The sequence below is a fragment of the Pseudarthrobacter sp. PS3-L1 genome (assembly GCF_030063285.1).
GTDB lineage: Bacteria > Actinomycetota > Actinomycetes > Actinomycetales > Micrococcaceae > Arthrobacter.
In genome coordinates this window covers 64367-81187 of the sequence record NZ_JASISU010000006.1, presented here as the reverse complement: position 1 = coordinate 81187, position 16821 = coordinate 64367, and the positions used below count along the sequence as shown (strand labels likewise).

Here is a 16821-nt window from a genome sequence, read left to right as displayed (position 1 = left end):
AGTCAAGTCTTTGCGGTGATGCCAGAGCGTATGAGGTTTTCCATACGCCAACGACATGTCACACCTCATAGCATGGGAGCATGCGTGTGTTAATCGTCGAAGACGAGCCCTATATGGCAGAAGCTATTCGCGACGGGCTAAGGCTGGAAGCGATTGCGGCCGACATCGCCAGCGATGGACATATCGCCCAAGAACTACTGAGCGTCACCAGCTACGACATCGCGATCCTCGACCGCGACATCCCGGGGCCATCGGGGGACGAGATTGCCCGCGGCATTGTGGCTTCAGGCAGTGGTATGCCCATCCTCATGCTCACTGCCGCGGACCGCCTTGATGAGAAAGCATCCGGATTCGGACTCGGCGCCGATGACTACCTCACCAAGCCATTCGAACTTCAAGAACTAGTCCTCAGGCTCCGCGCCCTGAACCGTCGGCGGGCACACCACAGACCGCCCGTCCAGGAAATTGCCGGGCTTCGGCTGGATCCCTTCCGTCGTGAAGTGTACCGAGACGGTAGCTATGTTGGCCTCACAAGGAAGCAGTTCGCTGTCCTGGAAGTACTTGTCGCAGCCGGAGGCGGTATTGTCAGCGCCGAAGAACTCCTAGAACGAGCCTGGGACGAGAATGCCGATCCCTTCACCAATGCCGTCCGCATCACTGTCTCGGCACTGCGCAAACGCCTCGGCGAGCCCTGGGTCATCGCTACGGTTTCGGGTGTCGGGTACCGCATCGACACCGGCGCCGGGAATGAACGGGCACTGACGTGCATAGAGCCCCAGGGATGAGCGTTCGGCTCAAACTCACCCTTAGTTACGTCGGATTCCTCATGGTCGCGGGCGGTTTGCTGCTCACTGTCGTCTGGGTCTTCCTTTTGCGATACGTCCCTGCCGGTGCGATTGACAGCCCTCTTGGCTTCGTCCCCAACCGCTCTGACCTTCAACGCGCCTTCGGGCCAGCAGCTGTCACCGTACTGGCCGTCCTGCTCATTTTCGGATTTCTGGGAGGCTGGCTCCTCGCCGGCCGCATGCTCGCGCCACTGTCCAGAATCACCAGTGCAACCCGTATCGCCGCGAGGGGGTCGCTTTCTCACCGGATCAGATTGGAAGGCCGCAGGGACGAGTTCCGCGAACTTGCAGATTCTTTCGACGCGATGCTGGAACAGCTTGAAGTGCAAGTGGCCGAACAACAGCGGTTCGCGGCCAATGCTTCCCACGAACTCCGTACACCGCTGGCAATAACACAGGCTTTGCTCAACGTGGCAGCAAACGACCCCCACCGCGACGCCACCGAACTCATCGCACGTCTCGGGACCGTCAACGCCCGTGCCATCGACCTCACTGAAGCACTTCTGCTCCTGACGCGGGCGGACCAAAAAACCTTTGCGAGAGAACAGGTGGACCTTTCCCTACTCGTGGAAGAAGCCATCGAAACACTCTTTCCTCTTGCGGAAAAACGCGGTGTCGCCATAAAAACTGCCATCACCTTTACCCCAACGTTTGGCTCACACCCACTCCTGCTTCACATGGTGACAAATCTCCTACACAACGCAATCGTGCACAACATCCCGCTGCACGGAGTGATGTGGTTGAGCACCACGAACAGCGCCGATACCACCACCCTCATTGTCGAGAACACAGGTGAGATAGTCACAGAAAAACTGGCTGCGACTCTCACCGAAAGATTTCGGCGCGGCTCGGACCGCACGCGGACCGGTGACCATCCCGGCGTCGGTCTCGGGTTGGCAATTGTGAAGAGTATTGCCCATGCACACAACGGGACGCTCACTCTCTCACCCCGTCCCGCCGGCGGCCTGCGCATCAAAATCCATCTGCCAACCGCGACAGGAACACCGGGAGACAGGAAGCGGACCGCACCGTAGGGCACAACGGTGGCGAAAAGAAGGGCACACCAACACCCAGCAATATGGTTACCGATCCATCGCCCGCACATTTTCTCGATATGCTCATGGACATCTGTTGCTGGGTTAAGGCAGGGAGACTTCCGATCAGGGGGCGTTGTGGGCTACAAGCTTCGCAAAGCAGACTTCTTTTCCGAGTCAGCGGTGTACGGGCTGATCATGGTCTCGGCACTGTTGATGGTCACGGACCGCTACGACGTGACGTCCCGGGATGTGTTCATCAAAGTTCTCATCACGGTTGCAGTTTTTTGGCTTGCCCACCTTTTTGCTACTGGTGTTGCGCGCCTGAGCCACGTGCCCGACAGGAAATCCCCGATCCACGAATCGATGCAGTACGCACTGGTGCATTCCCTAGGGATGCTTATTGCAGCGGTGCTTCCCCTGGCCATCGTGTTGCTCGGAGTAATCAACCTGATTGGCGATGAGATAGCCCTGTGGACCGCGCTCTGGGTGGACGTGGTTCTGCTGGGAGTGCTCGGATACGTGTCCGCCGGCTCCTGGACCCAAAAACTCTCGCAGCGTCTGACCATGGGGAGCGCGACGGCGTTGCTGGGCGTGGGCATCGTCCTGCTCAAGGCCCTCATCCACTAGCCCGATGTTGGCCACACTGCTTTTCCTGTCAGGGCGCCCACGCGAATGGGCATTTCGGCCAGGCAAGGGAGAATCCCTGCAACCACTGGGGTTACAAGGATTCTCCGGCCGTCACCGGAACACCAGCAAACGGACATTTAGCGCTGGACAGCACCACAGCGTTCCGCAGCCAGGGCAACAGCACCCTCACGGGCCGCTGATGCCTCATCCGCCGTGAGGGTCCGGTCAGGGGCCCGGAACCGAAGACCGAACGCCAGGGATTTCAGGCCCTCCCCAATGCGCTCCCCCGCATACACATCAAAGAGCGCAACATCTTCTAGCAATTCCCCAGCACCTTCGCGGAGCGCAGCCAACACCTCATCAGCAGGAATCTCCTGCGCCACCACAAGCGCTACGTCCTGAGTTGCCACCGGGAAAGTAGAAAGTGGTTTGGCCACAATCACGTCAGCAGTGGCTGCGAACAACTGATCGGCGTCGAACTCCACGGCCACACTTCGGGCTGGCATGTCGGACGATGCCAGCAGCTTCGGGTGCAGCTCCCCCGCATAGCCAACGACCTCGCCGCTACGCAGCGACAGCTGCGCTGTCCGGCCAGGGTGGAACGCCTGGTGGGCACCCTGGGTAACGACCAGTTCCACACCGAGAATGTCGGCAGCAAGACGGGCGACGTCGACGCCGTCAGCCCAGTCCCAGGGACGGGGCTGGTGCCCGGCACCAGCGGGCGAGTCGACGCCAGTGAGAACTGCGGCAACATGCAGCGGCTGGTGCGGAACGCCGTCGTACAGCCCGTCAAGGACCTCTTCCTCCGGCCTGATCCCCAGCGGCGGGATCGCGGCGGTGCCCAAGCGGGCGCCGGGCAGGAACACTGCGCCAGCTTCGAAGAGTGCAAGGTCACGGAATCCACGGGAGTGGTTGCGACGCGCAACCTCCAACAAGCCTGGCAGCAGGGAGGTCCGCAGCCAGCCCTGTTCCTCGCTGATGGGATTCGCGAGTTTCAGGGCACGCGGAGCCTCACCCGCAGCAGTGCCAAACGTTGCATTGGCCGCGCTGGAGACAAAGGGGTACGCAAGAATTTCCGTCAGCCCAGAATCGGCCAGGGCCTGCAAAAGCCTCCGCTTCTGCTGCTGGGTGCGGGATAGGCCACGCCCTGGAGGAGCAACTGGCAGAGTCGCCGGAATCTGGTCGTAGCCCACCAACCGGGCAATTTCCTCAGAGAGATCCTCACGAGTCTCCAGGTCGTGCCGCCAGGAAGGCGCCGTGACGGAATATCCCGTGGCGGTCCGCTCAACCTGGGCTCCGATGTCTTCAAGCGCCTGTGTGATCTGCTGTTCGGTGAACTCGATACCAATCCGGGCAGCTGCGAAAGCCTCCGGAAGGTCGATCACGACTGGCTCAGGAGCCTTTCCAACATCAGTTCCTGTCGCCTCGGCGGTAGCACCGGCCAACTCGACGAGCAGGTCAACGACGCGCTGAGCGGCAATACCGGCCAGGTTCCAGTCAACGCCCCGCTCGAAGCGTTTGGATGCCTCGGAGGGGAGCTTGTGGCGACGACGCGACCGGGCCACCGAAACGGCGTCGAAATGGGCAGCCTCGATCAGGATGGACGTGGTCCCACCAGAGACTTCAGTGTGGGCACCGCCCATGACGCCAGCAATTCCAATAGCGCCTGAGGCATCGGTGATCAGCAGGTCTTCTGTGTTGAGTGTCCGTTCCCTGCCGTCAAGGGTGGTGAGTTTCTCGCCAGCTGTTGCTCGACGTACCACGATTGAGCCTGTGAGCCTGTCCAGGTCATAACAGTGATTGGGCTGTCCCAACTCCAGCATGACGTAGTTGGAGATGTCCACAGGAAGGGAAATGGACCTGATACCTGCAAGCCGCAGCCGGGACACCATCCACTGCGGGGTGGGACGCGTCGCGTCCACTCCCGTTACTGTGCGGGCAACGAACCTGTCGCAGCCAGGGATTCCGTAGATCGGTGCATCATCATGGAGCTCAACGTCGAAGCCGCCAGTGAGGGTACTGGGAGCAGAGACCAACGACGCCGGATCCGTGAACGAGGTGCCGGTCGCGTGCGCATACTCGCGTGCGACGCCCCGCAGGGAAAATGCGTAGCTGCGATCAGGCGTGACATTGATTTCGGCAGCCTGATCGTAGAGGCCCAGCAGTTCCAGAGCGTCGGATCCGATCTCAGGGTCCAGTCCGATTCGGGAGAGCACCAAAATGCCGTCGTGGTCATCGCCGATCCCCAGTTCCCGGACCGAAGCAATCATGCCGGCGGAGAGATGGCCATAGGTCTTTCGGGCAGAAATCCTAAAATCCCCTGGCAGGACAGCTCCGGGCAGGGTCACCACCACCTTGTCGCCCTCCACAAAATTGTGGGCTCCACAGATGATGCCCTGAACGCCAGAAGGGTCAATGCCATCGCCAGTGAGGCTCTGCTCCTGGCCCTCTGGAACAACCCGGACCTGGCACCAGTTAATGGTCTTTCCATTGGTCTGGGGTTCCTTGACCAGGCTGAGAACCTGCCCCACAACTACGGGGCCCTGCAGCGTATCTGTGGGACGGTGGACGTCTTCTTCCTCGAAGCCCACCTTGACCAGTTCTTCCATGACGTCTTCGGCCGATGAACCGGCCGGTACCTGGGCAAATTCGCGCAGCCAGGAAAGGGGAATACGCACTGTTAGATCTCCATCCCGAAGTGCTCGCTGAAACGTACGTCGCCTTCGATCATGTCGCGCATGTCCGCGACCTCGTTGCGGAACATGAGCGTCCGCTCAATTCCCATGCCGAAGGCAAAACCTGAATAGATGTCTGGATCGATGCCCGCAGCGCGGAGCACATTGGGATTGACCATGCCGCAGCCGCCCCATTCGATCCAGCGTGGGCCCCCCTTTGCACCGGGGTGCCAGATATCCAGCTCTGCGGAGGGTTCCGTGAAAGGGAAGTAGTTGGGCCGCAGACGGATCTGAGCAGCCTCGCCGAACATCTGACGGGCGAAGTGCTCCAGCGTTCCGCGGAGGTCGGCCATGCTCAGGTTCCTGTCGATGGCCAGGCCCTCGAACTGGTGGAACACCGGCGTGTGGGTAGAGTCGAGCTCATCGGTGCGAAACACCTTGCCCGGGCAGAGCACGTAGATCGGTACCGCGCGCTCAAGCATGGACCGTACCTGCACGGGTGACGTGTGGGTCCGCATCAGCAGGTGGGCCTCGGGGGGCTCGACAAAAAAGGTGTCCTGCATTTCTCGGGCCGGGTGGTCAGGCTTGAAGTTCAGGGCATCGAAGTTGAACCATTCGGATTCGACTTCTGGACCTTCCGCAATTTCCCAACCCATCCCGACAAAAATGTCACTTACGCGGTCCTGCAGCGTGGAGAGTGGGTGTCTGGCGCCAGCCCTACGACGGCAAGGGGCTGCCGTGACGTCCACTGTTTCCTCGACCAGGATCCGCGCGTCATTTTCTGCCTCAAGGACAACAGTCCGCGCGGCGAGCGCCTTATTGATCCGGCCGCGTGAACTTCCCATGAGCTTTCCGGCGGCCGCTTTGTCTGCTTTGTCCAGCTTGCCGATCTCACGGTTGGCCAGGCTCAGCGGGGACTTCTCCCCCGCGTGGGCCAGTCTGACAGCCTTGAGTTCATCAAGTGTTGAGGCGCCGTCAATCGCGGCAACGGCTGTATCGACGGCAGCGGTGATGGCGGCTTCGTCCAGTGGGTTCGGGACGTCAGCGCCCGGCAAAGTTTCAGTCATCTACTGTTCTTAGCTGTGAGTTGGTGGAGCTCCCGTTCCGACGCGGCGGACATCTGCGGCGCAAACGTCCATCGTTGACGGAACTGGGGGCGCTCTGGTGCCTGAATCTATCGGTGAACTACCGCAGAGTCTGGCGAAGAGCATGGTCCGAGCCCGCCAGGGTGACCGGCGGGCGTTGCCTACCAGTCTAGGTGAAATCACCCGCCGCACCTCACCTGTGACTAGCATGTTCCTATGACAGGGCATCGCGGAACGGCAAGCAACACCCCGGACCTTACAGCGGGCCAGCAACTCCGTCGCGTGGCCAACCTGGTCAATGGTTCCACCCTCTTGGGTCTTGGGCTGGCCCGCTGGGCAGGAACAAAGATTGTCAGTGGACCAGAAGGTTTGCTCCTTGCCGCGGGATGGTCATTGAAACTGCCTGTCGCCGGCGCTTTCACCGTGGGTAACGTCGTGGTATTCCGATCCCAGACGGGACGGCCGCTGCCAGACCCGCGGAACGCCACACCGGCACTCCTGTTCCACGAGGGCAGGCATGCCACCCAGTACGCCCTATGTTTGGGGCTTCCCTTCCTGCCACTCTATTTCGCTGCGGCAGGCTGGTCTCTGCTGCGCACTGGGGATCCGGCGTCAGCGAATTTTTTTGAAGTGTCGGCAGGTTTGGAAGCTGGGGGTTACCGGCAGGCGCCAACCCGTCCCTTTTCCCTGCGGCGACGCCGTACAGTCGCCAGGACAAACCCTCTCCAGGAAAGCGAGGCATGACCGTGAGCGAACACATCAGTGTCACAGGAACAGGAACAGCAGAGGCAGTGCCGGATCTGCTGACCATGAGCATCGGAGTTGAATGCCGCCGTGATGACGTTGCTGCAGCGTATGCCGCGGCCGGAGAGAGATCTGGCGCAATATCCTCTGCGCTCCGGGAACACGGCGCGCAGAACGAGGACATGAGGACGTCCGGCCTCAACGTGCGTGCCGACGTCCTCTGGCAGGACGGAGTGGGACAAAAAGTCACCGGCTATGTCGCCTCCGCCACGGTCACCGTCCAACTGCGGAACCTTGACGGTTCGTCGGCGGCGCTTGCAGCTGCCGTCCAGGCAGGTGGGAACGATGTCCGGCTGAATGGACTGGACCTGGGATTTGCCGATCCGGCCGCACTCCGGGCGCGGGCCAGGGCGCTGGCGTGGGAGGACGCACTTTCCGCCGCCCAGCAGTTGGCCCAGCTTGCAGGTGTGAGCTTGGGACCTGTCACATCCCTGTCTGAAGTTGAGCGCGGCAACGCCCCGGGCCCTATGGCCACAATGCAGCGCGCGGCCGCCATCGAACCACTCTCCATCGAGGCTGGATCTGTCGGCATTACCTGCAGCCTCGCTGCCTCCTGGGGCGTGGATCCGGCCGCTGCCTGACTCAGGTTGCAGGCCATCCCTGCCACTTGCTAATGCGTTGCACCTGCCGATATCCGAACATCCACAGTCGTCCCCAGAGTGGTCAATGCGATGATCACGAGCGCATCCGAAGCCATATCAACGGTCATCGTGGGGACTGTGCTGCCCGCGGCCACATGACCCGGGTCACTGGGTATATGGATGAAGCCACCACGGACGCCATCCCTGGCTGCAAGAAGATGCATCAGGGAGTAAAAAATGTGGTTACAGACGAATGTCCCGGCTGTCTGCGAGATCTCCACGGCTATGCCGGCCTGCTTTACCGATCCTAGGGCAGCCTTGATGGGCAGGGAACTGAAGTAGGCAGTCGGTCCGCCGTTCACCACAGGGCTGTCTACTGGGCTATTTCCCCTGTTGTCAGCAATTCGTGCGTCGTCACAGTTGATGGCCACGCGCTCCAAGGACACGGCACTCCTGCCCGAGGCCTGGCCAACGCATAGGACCACGTCCGGCTCGTACTCATCCACCGCGGCATACAGTGCCGCCTGGGATTCACCGAAAACGCAGGGAAGCTCCACGGCTATGGCCTCGATTCCCTTGGCCCGCAGGGCGCGTGCAGCCTGCCGGGCCGCAGGCCAGCTGGGATTCGTCGATTGGCCGCCAAATGGTTCAAAACCTGTGAGGAGGATCATCGAGCCATCCTATCGGCCCGGTCTGGCACCTTGACTTTTAGTCGAACATATATTCGAATGAAGCTATGAGATGGGATGCCCAGTCGCTCACAGCCGACGTTCCGCAGGACACACCAGCGGGTGCCAACACTGCTGCGGCTTCCGGGCCAGCCCCAAGACCGGCAGTCCCCGCGCTCCTACCCATAGCAGGACTTCTCCGCTCGGTGAGTACCCCAGAGTTCTCCGGTGTCACTTTTCACGAGGTCACCGCAAAATCGGTGCTCAACAAAGTGCCACCGGGGTCAAAAATGCCCTTCGGATGGACCATCAACCCCTACCGTGGATGCAGCCACGCGTGCGTTTACTGTTTTGCCCGCAAGAGCCATACCTATCTCGACTTTGACGCAGGCCTCGACTTCGACAGCCAAGTGGTGGTCAAGGTCAACATCGCCGAAGTCCTGCGGAAGGAGCTGGCAAAGCCAAGCTGGACAAGGCCTCCTGTGGCACTAGGAACCAACACGGACCCGTACCAGCGAGCAGAAGGCCGCTACGCACTGATGCCTGGCATCATCAACGCCTTGGCTGAATCGGGAACTCCACTCTCCATCCTGACCAAGGGAACACTGCTGGCCCGCGACATTCCCCTGCTCAAACGTGCTGCTACCCAGGTCCCGGTGGGCGTCGGGATTTCCTTGGCCATGACCAACGAAGAACTCGCGGCCGCGGTGGAGCCTGGTACACCCAGCCCCCGTGCCCGCCTTCGACTCATCAGCCGGCTGCGGGAGGCCGGCCTCCCCTGCGGTGTCATGGCGATGCCGATCCTGCCGTGGCTCTCCGACAGCGACGAAGACCTAGACGCACTGTTCGGCGCACTCGCCGCTGCTGGGGCAACAGGTGTCAGTGCCGGGGCGCTGTACCTGAAGCCGGGAACAAAAGACTGGTTCATGGGCTGGTTGGCCGCTCACCACCCTCACCTGGCAGGAAAATATCGACGGCTTTACGGCGATGGTCACTACGCATCACGTGATTACAGGGAGTGGCTAGCGAGCCGTATCAGGTTTTTCAAAGCACGGCACGGCTTTCAGGACACACATGGCTTCAGCCATCGACGGATTGCCGAGGACCCAAGGGCTGAAGAGGCGGAGTATCCCCCCGGGATCATGCCGACGGCTAGGCCCACACAGCAAACTGGTTCCGCAAAAGGCCCCCGCGGAGCAGTGCGTCAAAGCCAGCCGACCCTCTTCTGACACGGCCTATGCTTGCCCACATGATCCATGGCTGACGCTGCTACCAGGGCTTCCAGGGGACCGCAATCCGGTTTTTTCCAAGAGCGCGTGGACAATGGGTACGTCGGCTGGGATCCAGGCAAGGGCGAGCACGCTGCTTCGCTCGTCCAATGGCATCCATTCAAGCACGTCGTGGTCTTCCAGCGGTTCGGGAGCCCCTGCTGAAATCTCCGCGAACCAGACCCGCATGTCAGCTTTGCCGTCAAGCGGCCATCCGTTGTGACTGGGCCCTGCCAGTTCCGCTCCCAGAACCACTTCAACACCCAGTTCTTCTCTAAGTTCACGATGCAGGGCGTCCTGGGCCCTCTCCCCGATCTCAACTTTGCCACCGGGAAATTCCCAAAGCCCAGCAAACTTCTCGGGCGCTGTCCTCCGCGCCACCAGTAAGAATGTCGGTCGTTCCAGATCGTCCACTACCGCGGCGCCCACAACCAGTATTCGATCAGTCATTGGTTCAGTGTAGTAGTGGACCAAACCTCGAGGGCCCGTAAAGTGGACGTGAGAATGAGCATGAAGGAATACAGCAGATCTGCTGTCCGTTTGACTCCATAGTCCTCCCCCACCCCCGGGCAGTGCTCCAGGTCGCATTGCCGGGCCAATCCATCCATTTCCAGCGGCGCCGCTGTTCCGCTCTTTTTGGGTTCGGATACTGCAGTGTGGCTGGAGCAAGAGAACGAAATGCGGGAACATGTCGAGCCACACCCCCACTGTCACTGCCCCAGCGCTGCCTGTACCCTCTTCCGTCCTGGCATGGGCAATCATTGCGCTTGCCACCGGCGGCGTCGGCATCGGTGTCACCGAATTCACCATGATGGGACTTCTCAAGGAAGTTGAGGTGGGGCTGGGTATTAGCACACCCGAGGCAGGACACCTGATTTCTGCTTACGCACTGGGCGTCGTGGTGGGCGCCCCGCTGCTTGCTGCGGTCGGAGCAAAGTTGCCCCGCAAGTGGTTGGCGCTGGGCCTCATGGCGTTTTTCGTTCTCGCTAATCTCTCTTCCTATGTCGCGCCCGATTACGCCAGCATGCTGGTCTCGCGCTTTGCCGCCGGCCTGCCGCACGGTGCCTTTTTCGGAGTAACAGCAGTCATTGCCGCGTCGCTTGTTCCGGCTACCAAGCGCGGTTGGGCCATCTCCATGGTGATGGTTGGCCTGTCTGTCTCCAACGTGGTGGGCGTACCGGCTGCAACGTGGGTTGGCCAAAACTTCGGCTGGCGGCTGCTGTTCGTCATAGTGGGCGGCATCGGCATCATCACTTTGATCATGATCTGGAAGTTTGTGCCCTTCCAGGCTGCACACCCGGATGCGAGCATCCGCCGCGAGCTCGGCGCCCTCAAGCGTCTGCAGGTCTGGCTGGCGATCCTAATTGGAATCGTGGGTTTTGGCGGATTTTTCGCCACCTACACCTATATCTCCTACACCATGACCTCCGTAACAGGACTCTCACCCGCCGTTCTGCCGGTAGTGGTGGCCCTCTATGGACTCGGCATGGTCGCAGGCAACATCTTTGGGGGACGCCTTGCTGACAGATCGGTCATGGGAACCATCTATTGGGTGCTGCCAGGGATTGCTGCAGCATTGGTCATCTATGCTGTGGCCGTGAACTGGGCCTGGTCTGCTCTCCTGATGGTCTTCGTCGTGGGCGCTGCCGGGTCCTTGCTGATCCCTGCCCTGCAGACGCGCCTCCTGGACGCTTCACCCGATGCGCCGTCCCTTGCCTCGTCGCTGAATCATGCGGCCCTCAACGTCGCGAACGCCCTGGGTGCCTTTCTAGGCGGCCTCGTCATAGCCTGGGGATGGGGGTACGTCGCACCGGCGCTTGTGGGAGCCGTCCTTGCACTTCTGGGGCTTGGGGTTGCGATCATCAGCGGACTGGTGGAACGCAAAAAGCCGTTGGTGTCCTGACCCACGGGGGGGGCAGGACGCCAACGGCTCAGGACTCCAACGGCTCAGGACTTCATGACTCCTGCGCGAGTTCCTAAGGCAAAGGCGGGGCTACTGCCGGGGCCCGCTTCAGGTCCGGCTCCAGGTAGATGACCCGGGCGATCGGTACCGCACCCCTGATCCTCTGCTCGGCGTCGTCAATTGCAGCAGCAATTTCCGCTCCCGATTCCGCTTCACCCACACTGATCTTGGCGGCCACAAGAAGTTCCTCCGGGCCAAGATGAAGGGTCTTAAGGTGGATGATCTGCGGACCTCCAGTCTCGATGGCCTTCCGGATCGCAAGCACGTCGGCCTTGGTAGCGGACTCGCCCAGCAGGAGCGACTTTGTTTCAAGGGCGAGAATGATGGCAATAGCCACCAGCAAGATTCCGATCATGGCAGTCCCCAGAGCATCCCAGACACCATTTTCGGTTACCAGGGTCATACTGACCCCGAACAGTGCAAAGGCAAGTCCCACCAGCGCACCTAAGTCTTCGAGCAGAATCACTGGAAGTTCAGGTTGCTTGGCTGTTCGGACAAAACTGACCCAGCTCTGCTTGCCTCGAGTGTGGTTGGATTCTCGGATGGCTGTCCGCAGCGAGAACGATTCGGCGATAATTGCACCAAAGAGAACAGCAAGCGGTACCCACCAGAACGCACCCTCAATGGGGTGCGGATCCTTGAATTTCTCCCATGCCTCGTACAGAGCGAACAGCCCACCGACGCTGAAAAGAACTATAGAGACAATGAACGCGTAGATGTAGCGCTCCCGTCCAAACCCAAAAGGGTGCTCCTCGTCGGCCGCTTTCTTGGACTTTTTGCCCCCGATCAGGAGCAGGACCTGGTTCCCAGAGTCTGCCAAAGAGTGAATTGCTTCCGCCAGCATCGAGGACGACGCCGTCAGCAGAAAAGCCACAAACTTGAGAACAGCGATGGTGATGTTCGCGGTCAGTGCCGCCACGATCGCTTTGGTACCGCCATTAGCAGCCACTGATGACTCCTTCTTCTTGTGGTGGGAATAGTGCAGGACAACCAGGAAAAGGGTGCATCACCCAGTGGTCAGCTTCCTTGATACGCAAAATTTTGCCAAAAACAGGCCCGGCAACCGTCAATGAAAGAACAATTCACTAAGGGTACTGACAGTTTCTTTGCACCGTGCTAGTTTGAAGCCACCATCGGGAGATTATCCCGACGAATAACTAGGAGGAGACATGGGTTTTCTTGCTTGGATTATTCTTGGCCTGATCGTAGGGGCCATCGTCAAAAACATCATGCCCGGCAAAGTCGGTGGAGGCTGGGTTACCAGCCTGGTGCTTGGCGTCGTTGGCGCGATAGTCGGCGGCTGGATTGGCAGCCTACTGTTCAACAGCGGTGACATGGGCTTTTTCAATATCGGCACGTGGATTTTGGCCATTGTCGGCGGCCTCGTTGTAGCCGGTGCCTATGGCGCCATTACCGGTCGGAGCAAGTCGTCCGCCTGAAGCATCTGCGGTTTCGCACCGCGCTGCCCGCGCAACACAAGGCCAGCCCCCACTGCTAAACCCAGCGGAGGTTGGCTTTGTCTTCCCGCATACGCCCGGCCTGCCTGCGCGTTCCAGCCCACATCCCCGGCGGAGCTACAGTTCACAATGGGCTACAGCCGACGCGCAGCCGATGCGCGTCAGACACGCCGTTGCGCGCGGGCACTTGCGTAGAGGCAGACAGTGGCTGCAGTCCCGAGGTTCAGGCTTTCAGCAGCTCCGTACACGGGTACGGCTACACCGTGATCCGCCAGAGCCAACTCGTCGTCCGTGAGTCCCTTGGCTTCGTTGCCGAACAGCCAGGCAGTGGGCTTCTCGAGGGAGAATGCGGCAACCACGTCAGCATCAGAGAGCCTCCGGCGCGCACTCTGGTCCTGCAGTTGATCGAGATCAAGTTGCCCCTGACCATCAGCTGCCAGGACACCAATGCCCCGCGACCGACATGCGGCGGCGACAGCTTCTACATCAGCGTTCAGGACTACGGGCAGGTGAAACAGTGAACCCGCGGTGGAACGAACAGCTTTGGGGTTGTAGATGTCAACGCTCGCTCCCGTGAGGATCACTGCATCGGCTCCTGCTGCGTCAGCCGCACGAAGGACTGTTCCCGCGTTTCCAGGATCACGCACTTGGCAGAGAACAGCGATTAGAGTTGGTCCTGCGTCAAGAACTGACTCGAGCGATACATCAACGAATTCACAGACGGCGACGATTCCCTGCGGGGTCACAGTGTCGGACATGGCTGCAAGAACTTCATTGGTGGCAATACGGGCGTCGGTGTCGGCGGCCAGATCCTCAAACTCAGGATGTTTTTCAAGGCATCCCTCGCTCGCGTAGACCTCGTGGACAACACCGGGAAGCCCCGCATCAAGGCGTTGCTGATGAAGCCGGAGTGCCTCGCGCACGGCCTGGGGGCCTTCAGCCAGGAACCGGCCCTGCCTTAAACGGGATGGGCGCCCGGTAAGACTTGCCACATCCCTTACTCGATCAGCTCGAGGGTTGGTGAGTGGAAAGTCTTGCGGGCGCCCGGTTTCGTTCATATAAGAACCTTAGTGGCTCAAGGCCCAGGTTCCAGAACGGAAGTCCTACTCAGCGGCGTCGGCAGCAGGCTTCTTGGCGGCCTTGGCCTTGGGAGCCTTAGCAGCGGGAGCTTTTTCAGCAGCAGCCTTGGGGGCCTTTGTTGCCTTTGCCTTGGGGGCGGCAACCGGAGCTGCAGCCACTGCGGGCGCAGATGTGTCCGACGGCAGCGAATCCTTGGCGATCTTAACCAGCGCAGCGAAGGCATTGGCATCAGAAACGGCCAATTCAGCGAGCATGCGGCGGTCAACCTCAACCTCAGCGGCCTTCAAGCCCTGGATCAGACGGTTGTAGGTGAGGCCGTTGGCGCGGGATGCAGCGTTGATGCGCTGGATCCAAAGACGACGGAAGTCACCCTTCTTCTTCTTGCGGTCACCATAGCTGTACACAAACGAGTGCAGCAGCTGCTCTTTGGCCTTGCGGTAGAGACGTGACCGCTGTCCGCGGTAACCCTTTGCCCGCTCGAGAATAACCCGGCGCTTCTTGTGGGCGTTTACCGCCCTCTTCACACGTGCCACGTGCGTACTCCTTCAAAATTCTTATCCCAGGCTGCGTGGACTGTTTCCCGGCCTGCCTGAGAAGGGTGGTGAGGTGACGGCTGCCGATCAGCAGCCCATCAGGAACGTGGAATCAGATGCCGAGCATCTTGCGGATGACCTTGGCGTCACCCTTGAAGACGATCTTGTCGCCAGCGAGACGGCGGGTCAGTCGGCTCGACTTGTGTTCCAGGTAGTGACGACGGTTTGCCTGCTGGCGACGCAGCTTGCCGCTGCCTGTCAGCTTAAACCGCTTCTTGGCACCACTGTGGGTCTTCATCTTCGGCATGGGAACCGATCTCCTTACATGTCCGCAGGCGTTGCCTGCAGTTCTATCGCGCATACTGCCCCTGGAGGCAGACACGCTGGTTTCATGCCGGACGGGGAAGGCCCCCTCCGGCTGTGAGCTAGGTGGTCTTCTTCGCCGCCGGCTTGGGCGCCGCAGGCTTACCCATGGGCTTCGGCGCAGCTGGACGCGGCACCGGCTTGGGAGTTGCTGCAGGCTTGGGTGCTGCAGCCGGAGCTTCAGCTGACTTAGGTGCAGCAGCTTTTGGGGCAGCCGGCGAGGCAGCAACCCTCGGTGCAGCCGCCTTGGGCGCGGCGGCCTTGGGTGCACCCGTTTTTGCGGCTGCAGCCTTGGGAGCTGCCGCCTTGGGAGCGACCGTTGCCTTGGGAGCGACTTTCGCAGTCTCCGGCTTCGGCTTTTCTTCCGTGGCCGCAGCAGCGCCCTCTTCAGCGGGGACGGACTCGGCAGCCGGAGCTGGCGTTTCCTTCACGGGAGGAGCAACCGGAGCAGGCTCAGTGTTGACCTCGTAGCCTTCAGGAAGAAGGTCGGCAAGAGACTGGGTAAACGGCGCATTATCCGAGCCGCTAGTGTCCACCCGACCAGAAGACTTGGTTTCGTTCTCAGCCTTGGCTTCGGCACGCTGGGTGGCGCGACGAGCCTCTGCCTTTGCTTCGGCCTTGTTTTTCAACGGTCCTACAACCATGACCATGTTGCGGCCATCAATGCGGGGACTTGACTCAACAACGCCTACTTCAGCAACGTCGTCCGCGAAGCGCTGGAGCAGGCGGATGCCCATCTCTGGACGCTGCTGCTCACGGCCACGGAACTGGATCATTGCCTTGACCTTGTCTCCTGCTCCGAGGAAGCGAAGGGCATGACCGCGCTTGGTCTCGTAGTCGTGAGTGTCAATCTTGAGTCGGAAGCGGATTTCCTTCAGGACCGTGTTGGTCTGGTTCTTCCGGGCTTCACGTGCCTTGACAGCGGCCTCGTACTTGTACTTGCCGAAGTCCATCAGCTTGCACACCGGAGGCTTCGCCTGCGGGGCAACTTCAACGAGATCAAGATCGGACTCGGCAGCCAAGCGCAGGGCATCATCGATTCGGACGATTCCTACCTGTTCACCTGCAGGACCGACCAGCCGCACCTCGGGGACGCGGATACGCTCATTGATTCTTGGCTCGCTAATGTTAAAGCTCCTGTGTTCGTTGTGGGTATCCCACCGGAAATAAGAGAAGGCCCCCTATTGCCGGAGCAATAGAAGGCCTCGAAGATCGGGAACGCGGCAAGAGTACTGCGCGTAGACCAGTTCACAATGAACCGATGCCCGACCGTACCCGGCAACCTTGCTTCCTGGACTCCAGGTAAATCGGTTGACGCGGGTGGGAGAGAACTCCGCTTGCTAACTGAAAAACGTTTCCCTGGCCCCTGTCCAGCAGCCACACTTGTGGGCGAGGAAGCAAGAGCGCGAAGTAACGACATTCAGTCGGTCTGTGACAAGCTTACCAGTATGAGTAGCCAAGACAGCAATTCGCATGTGTACCAGCCAGCAGAAGAGCAGACCGTTGCTTCCCAGATCCGCGATATCGCCGAGGTTCCGGCCATCGAGGTCATCACAACCGCAGCCGTTCACCTGATGAGCGCTGCTGCGGTTAAGTTGGGCCTGGCCGATGACGTCAATGCAGCTGAGCTGAAGGACCTCGACGAGGCCCGCAAACTGATCACTGCACTGGCAGGCCTCGTCACAGCAGCTGCACCGGAAATTGGCTCACAGCACGCCGGTCCTTTGCGCGACGGGCTCCGTTCACTCCAGCTCGCCTTCCGCGAGGAGTCCAGCATCCAGGATGCTCCGGGCAAGGGTCCGGGCGAAAAGTTCACCGGAGCAGTCAACTAGGGA

18 protein-coding genes are annotated in these 16821 nt (G+C 60.5%); 9 read left to right on the top strand and 9 right to left on the bottom strand.

Translation table 11 applies throughout. From position 1 onward, the window contains the following. Positions 1-80 precede the first annotated feature (80 nt). The 3 genes from QMG79_RS15480 to QMG79_RS15470 all read left to right on the top strand — a co-directional run bounded on the left by QMG79_RS15480 (position 81) and on the right by QMG79_RS15470 (position 2509). Entirely contained in the window at positions 81-785 is a 705-nt protein-coding gene (locus QMG79_RS15480; RefSeq protein ID WP_283539516.1) for a response regulator transcription factor, read from the top strand. After that, complete coding sequence (locus tag QMG79_RS15475; protein WP_283539515.1) at positions 782-1879, top strand: sensor histidine kinase; 1098 nt, start codon at positions 782-784, stop codon at positions 1877-1879. Before QMG79_RS15480 ends, QMG79_RS15475 begins: the two co-directional genes overlap by 4 nt. A gap of 138 nt (positions 1880-2017) precedes the next feature. Next, positions 2018-2509: a hypothetical protein gene (locus QMG79_RS15470; RefSeq protein WP_283539514.1), complete on the top strand. Its 492-nt coding sequence runs from the start codon at positions 2018-2020 to the stop codon at positions 2507-2509. Positions 2510-2646: 137 nt separating this feature from the next. On the opposite strand, the gene pheT is transcribed toward QMG79_RS15470, so the two are convergent. Together pheT and pheS are read right to left on the bottom strand one after the other, a co-directional pair. Then, positions 2647-5187, bottom strand: a complete 2541-nt coding sequence (gene pheT, locus QMG79_RS15465; protein ID WP_283539513.1) for a phenylalanine--tRNA ligase subunit beta — start codon at positions 5185-5187, stop codon at positions 2647-2649. Positions 5188-5189: 2 nt separating this feature from the next. Continuing rightward, entirely contained in the window at positions 5190-6251 is a 1062-nt protein-coding gene (gene pheS / locus QMG79_RS15460; protein ID WP_283539512.1) for a phenylalanine--tRNA ligase subunit alpha, read from the bottom strand. Positions 6252-6485: 234 nt separating this feature from the next. On the opposite strand from pheS, the gene QMG79_RS15455 reads away from it, so the two are divergent. Together QMG79_RS15455 and QMG79_RS15450 are read left to right on the top strand one after the other, a co-directional pair. Beyond that, a complete protein-coding gene (locus tag QMG79_RS15455) occupies positions 6486-7013 on the top strand; it encodes a hypothetical protein (RefSeq protein WP_283539511.1) in 528 nt (175 codons plus the stop codon). Beyond that, positions 7010-7654, top strand: a complete 645-nt coding sequence (locus QMG79_RS15450) for an SIMPL domain-containing protein (protein WP_283539510.1) — start codon at positions 7010-7012, stop codon at positions 7652-7654. Before QMG79_RS15455 ends, QMG79_RS15450 begins: the two co-directional genes overlap by 4 nt. 29 nt (positions 7655-7683) lie before the next feature. On the opposite strand, the gene pcp is transcribed toward QMG79_RS15450, so the two are convergent. Beyond that, a complete protein-coding gene (pcp, locus tag QMG79_RS15445) occupies positions 7684-8325 on the bottom strand; it encodes a pyroglutamyl-peptidase I (RefSeq protein ID WP_283539509.1) in 642 nt (213 codons plus the stop codon). Between the two features lie 65 nt (positions 8326-8390). On the opposite strand from pcp, the gene QMG79_RS15440 reads away from it, so the two are divergent. Beyond that, positions 8391-9551 carry an Rv2578c family radical SAM protein gene (locus QMG79_RS15440; protein WP_283539508.1) on the top strand — a complete coding sequence of 387 codons (1161 nt, stop codon included), beginning with the start codon at positions 8391-8393 and terminating at the stop codon, positions 9549-9551. 6 nt (positions 9552-9557) lie between these two features. Here QMG79_RS15440 and QMG79_RS15435 read toward each other — a convergent pair whose 3' ends face one another. Then, positions 9558-10040: a (deoxy)nucleoside triphosphate pyrophosphohydrolase gene (locus QMG79_RS15435; RefSeq protein WP_283539507.1), complete on the bottom strand. Its 483-nt coding sequence runs from the start codon at positions 10038-10040 to the stop codon at positions 9558-9560. 238 nt (positions 10041-10278) lie between these two features. Here QMG79_RS15435 and QMG79_RS15430 point away from each other — a divergent pair, with 238 nt between their 5' ends. Continuing rightward, positions 10279-11493, top strand: a complete 1215-nt coding sequence (locus QMG79_RS15430) for an MFS transporter (protein WP_283539506.1) — start codon at positions 10279-10281, stop codon at positions 11491-11493. 73 nt (positions 11494-11566) lie between these two features. Here QMG79_RS15430 and QMG79_RS15425 read toward each other — a convergent pair whose 3' ends face one another. Further along, a complete protein-coding gene (locus QMG79_RS15425) occupies positions 11567-12502 on the bottom strand; it encodes a cation diffusion facilitator family transporter (RefSeq protein WP_283539505.1) in 936 nt (311 codons plus the stop codon). 220 nt (positions 12503-12722) lie between these two features. On the opposite strand from QMG79_RS15425, the gene QMG79_RS15420 reads away from it, so the two are divergent. Then, a complete protein-coding gene (locus QMG79_RS15420; protein WP_283539504.1) occupies positions 12723-12992 on the top strand; it encodes a GlsB/YeaQ/YmgE family stress response membrane protein in 270 nt (89 codons plus the stop codon). A gap of 179 nt (positions 12993-13171) precedes the next feature. On the opposite strand, the gene QMG79_RS15415 is transcribed toward QMG79_RS15420, so the two are convergent. The 4 genes from QMG79_RS15415 to infC form a co-directional block, all read right to left on the bottom strand. Further along, a complete protein-coding gene (locus tag QMG79_RS15415; RefSeq protein WP_283539503.1) occupies positions 13172-14068 on the bottom strand; it encodes a TrmH family RNA methyltransferase in 897 nt (298 codons plus the stop codon). A gap of 45 nt (positions 14069-14113) precedes the next feature. Continuing rightward, positions 14114-14623, bottom strand: coding sequence for a 50S ribosomal protein L20 (gene rplT, locus QMG79_RS15410; protein WP_283539502.1), 510 nt, complete (start codon positions 14621-14623; stop codon positions 14114-14116). A 112-nt stretch (positions 14624-14735) separates the two neighbouring features. After that, entirely contained in the window at positions 14736-14930 is a 195-nt protein-coding gene (rpmI, locus tag QMG79_RS15405) for a 50S ribosomal protein L35 (RefSeq protein ID WP_009358635.1), read from the bottom strand. A gap of 118 nt (positions 14931-15048) precedes the next feature. Beyond that, positions 15049-16071: a translation initiation factor IF-3 gene (gene infC / locus QMG79_RS15400; protein ID WP_502934758.1), complete on the bottom strand. Its 1023-nt coding sequence runs from the start codon at positions 16069-16071 to the stop codon at positions 15049-15051. A gap of 363 nt (positions 16072-16434) precedes the next feature. Between infC and QMG79_RS15395 the strand changes: the two genes are divergently transcribed. After that, entirely contained in the window at positions 16435-16818 is a 384-nt protein-coding gene (locus tag QMG79_RS15395) for a DUF1844 domain-containing protein (RefSeq protein WP_283539501.1), read from the top strand. Positions 16819-16821 lie beyond the last annotated feature (3 nt).